2 protein-coding genes and 1 pseudogene are annotated in these 3,871 nt (G+C 20.3%); 1 reads left to right on the forward strand and 2 read right to left on the reverse strand.

All coding sequences use genetic code 11. From position 1 onward, the window contains the following. A pseudogene (gene rplB, locus OC698_RS02685) lies at positions 1 to 126 on the reverse strand (50S ribosomal protein L2); the annotation flags it as partial. A 616-nt stretch (positions 127 to 742) separates the two neighbouring features. Between rplB and OC698_RS02690 the strand changes: the two are divergent. After that, entirely contained in the window at positions 743 to 2,998 is a 2,256-nt protein-coding gene (locus OC698_RS02690) for a hypothetical protein (RefSeq protein ID WP_304513166.1), read from the forward strand. Positions 2,999 to 3,388: 390 nt separating this feature from the next. Here the strand turns inward: OC698_RS02690 and OC698_RS02695 are convergent. Next, positions 3,389 to 3,871, reverse strand: a 483-nt coding sequence (locus OC698_RS02695) for a Panacea domain-containing protein (protein ID WP_304513167.1), incomplete at its 5' end; no start/stop codon positions are given.

The following is a 3,871-nucleotide window of genomic DNA, read 5'->3' on the forward strand; positions in this document are numbered from 1 at the left end:
GAGAGGTAAAACATTTCCTATCTTAATCTCCGAACCTAAACCAGATGAAACATAACTACCAACATTTAATCCTTTTAAAGATAAAATATATCTTTTTTCGCCATCTCGATAATGAATCAAAGAAATCAAAAACATTATTTAAATACTATCTTAAATATTAATTAAGAACAATTTATACATAATTTTTTTATATCTTCTTTTATTTATTAAATAAATAGAACTACTTTAATTTATTTTTTTAATATTGACGCAAATATTAATATTTGGTAGAATTAGTTACATGTTATTAAATTCAAAATTAATTTAATATTTATAAATTCGATATACTGTTAAATTTTAATTTAAATCGGTTTTTTTTCAATAAATTATTAATAAATAAATTATAAATTATTTCTTGATAGTTTTATTTTTTTATTCTTTAGTTTTCATGATTTTTTATTTAAAAAATTTAATTATTTTTAAATATTTTAAAATATTTGTTAATTATTTAAAATTATAATTTAGAGATAAATAAAATATTTTTAACAAAATTTTAATTTGGTAAATTAATTTCAAACTTAATAATTATATTAAAGATATTTTGTGTTAATGTAATAAAAAATTATTCTTACTATACATAAACATATATAAATATAATATATTTATGATTTTTTATTTAATTTTTTTAGTAATTTTTAAGGTATTTTAATTAAAAAACAATTAATAAAAATCAAGATAAATTAACGGAAAAGGTTTTCTTATTGTGTTTGAAAAATCCATGCAAAATAAAATTATTAAATTATTAATTACATTTTTTCTATTTTTTTTATTATTCAATATTTTTTTAATAATATTTTTTAATATGAATAATAATATCAACAAGTCCAAATTATTTTCTAATAAACAAATAAATAAATCTGCAAATTTAAAAATAAATAATATCAGTTTATCGAGCGAAGAACAAAAATTAATTTTTATAGATAGTAATGTTATTTCTCCTGACGAAATTATTGCAATTTTAAAAGAAAGAATAATTAATGAATTTTTAGAACGAAATAAAATAGCAAAAGCTTTTGAATTAGCAAAAAAAGACTTAGATATTAATTTTAAAATATCAAATAATCTATCAATCCAAGATGAAGAAAAATTTATAAAAGAATTAATCAAAATTGATCCTCAAATAACCTTAAAAGATGATATAATTGAAGAACTTAATCATATATTATTAAAAGAATATAGAAAAAAAAATCAATTATTGGCTGCATATGAATTTTTTGTAAATTATAAATTAATTCACAATAAAATTAGAAATTCTCATATATATCAAATTAATGAATTATACAAAAATCCGCAAATCCAAAATATAAAATATCCTTTTTATACGATAGTATTAAAATTTATTTTAGAAGATAAAGAAAAAGAAATTGTTAAATCCAAAGAACAACTTAAAACCATGCAAGCTCACTTCAATTATTATAATGTAATAGAAAAACGAATAACAAATGAAAAAGAATTTGAAAATAATTTAATAGCAATAGATTCGCAATCGACATATCAACAAAATTTGTTAATTTTAAAAGAAAGGATAAAAAATCAATTTAAAGAAAAAAATAAATTAGCGAAATTATATGATCAAATCAGAATAGAAATAGAATTATCTGCTTTAAAACCCGAAGAAAAACTTTATATTCAAAACGAAGAAGATTATATAAACAACTCCTTGTTTACATCTGTAAATATGCCTACTTCGGAAGAAAAAATTTTAGAACATTTTCAGAAAATATTATTATTAGAATATCAAAATAAAAAAAATATTTTAAATTTATATAATTCTTACTTACAAAACATAATAAATATAATGTTGGATACAACATCAAATAATTTTATAACATGGTCGCCAACTAAAATAGGTTTAATAAATAAAATAATAAATAATCCGTTATTTACTATATTTCTAAGACTTAAAATAGAAGATGCTCAAAACGAAATTATGAATTTAAAAAAACAAATGAAAGATATACCTGCCACTTTAAACAATTTAGAGAATACAAAAAACGAATTACAAAATTATTTTCAAAATCAGTTAAAAAATTATTTTATTACTTATGATCGGAAAATTAATGATTTAAAAGATAAAATAGAAATATTAACTAAGATTAATGAAAAACATGAAGAAAACGATCAAAAACAAGATGAAAGTATTTTGGATTTTGATAAAAGATTACAAACATTAAGCGAAAATGATCTAAGACACGATGAAAACGATCAAAAACAAGATGAAAGTATTTTGGATTTTGATAAAAGATTACAAATATTAAGCGAAAATGATCGAAGACACGATGAAAACGATCAAAAACAAGATGAAAGTATTTTGGATTTTGATAAAAGATTACAAACATTAAGCGAAAATGATCGAAGACACGATGAAAACGATCAAAAACAAGATGAAAGTATTTTGGATTTTGATAAAAGATTACAAACATTAAGCGAAAATGATCGAAGACAAGATAAAAGTTTTATTAATTTCGATCAAAGCTTAAAAACCTTAACTAAAAATTATCAAAAAGAAGTTGAAACTGATCAAAAACAAAATGAAAATATTAAGAAATTTAAAAACAAAGTTGCAAACTTCAAACCGATTCACACAACATTAAATGAAGATAAATATCAAATGCAAGAAACATCAGCAACAAACATAATTAATTTAAATTATAAAAATCCATTAATAAAAGAAAAAAACAAAAATAATCAAATTTTTCAAAAAGATAATATTTTATCAGAAACAAATATAGAATTTTTACCATATCAAAACAAAAATAAAATATTAAAAAAACAACAATTAAGTTTATTTCAAAAATTAATAAAATTAGTTAACAAATATTTGACAAATATTTATTCTTCCATTAATGTTCAAACATGGACATTTCTATTTAAAAAATATAGTCAAATTTATTTATTAATAATTTTGTGTATAATGAATATTTTGTTTTACTTATTATTAAGCAACAACTTGAAATAATAATTTCAACATAATTACAAAATTATAAACACCTCCAATACTTATTTAATTAAAAAATTATTTTTAATTAAATTTCTAAATACAAATATTTATTATTATTAAATAGGCGCCAAGAAGCCTAAATTTTGTGATATCTGATGTATTCCTAAACTTTAAACATTTTTTTACTTTTTAAAATTTTTGAAGACTAACTGTTAAGTTAGTCTTTTTTTGTTTTAAAAGACTAAAAATAAATGGGGAATGATTTGGGTAAAAGTTTTTGTTTACAACCGATCCAATTAATTTTCATTTGGACACCATAAATAACCTAAAAAGAAAAGATCGGCAAAGATACTAATGGTCGCGTTAAATTTTAATCCTAATTCCCAATTAAAAAATAAGATCATCATATTACTCATAATGAAAAATAAATAAGAAATGGTTAATAAAATCGGATAACTTATTTTCACTTTGGCTCCTTTTATTTTGATTAGTGGTTTGTTTAGCATAAAATTGATACAAATCCGCATCGCTAATAAGGTTACAACTCCAATCAGCGTCTAAAAAATTAATTTTCCAAGGTTCTTCGCGACAAGTTTTGTTCACCAATTGCCTAGGTGTATAAGGACCATATTGGTTAACTATTTTAGTAATTAACTGTTGGTGTCCAGGGGTTAACTTACTTGCTTTTCCTTCAGCAATTTGGGTAAGAGGATAATTGCGTTGATGTAGTAATTTTAAATATAAATTAGGCAAAACTGGGCCATATAGCCATGCTTCTAAAATATCTTGGAAGAAAGGCTCGCCGTTATTTTCAATTAAATGTTGGACATAAACATAAAAAATAATTTTTTGTAATTTCATTCGAGTAAGTTCATATTTTTGATGAAAATT

It is taken from the genome of Candidatus Phytoplasma gossypii, assembly GCF_030586975.1.
Classification (GTDB): Bacteria; Bacillota_I; Bacilli_A; order Acholeplasmatales; family Acholeplasmataceae; genus Phytoplasma; species Phytoplasma citri.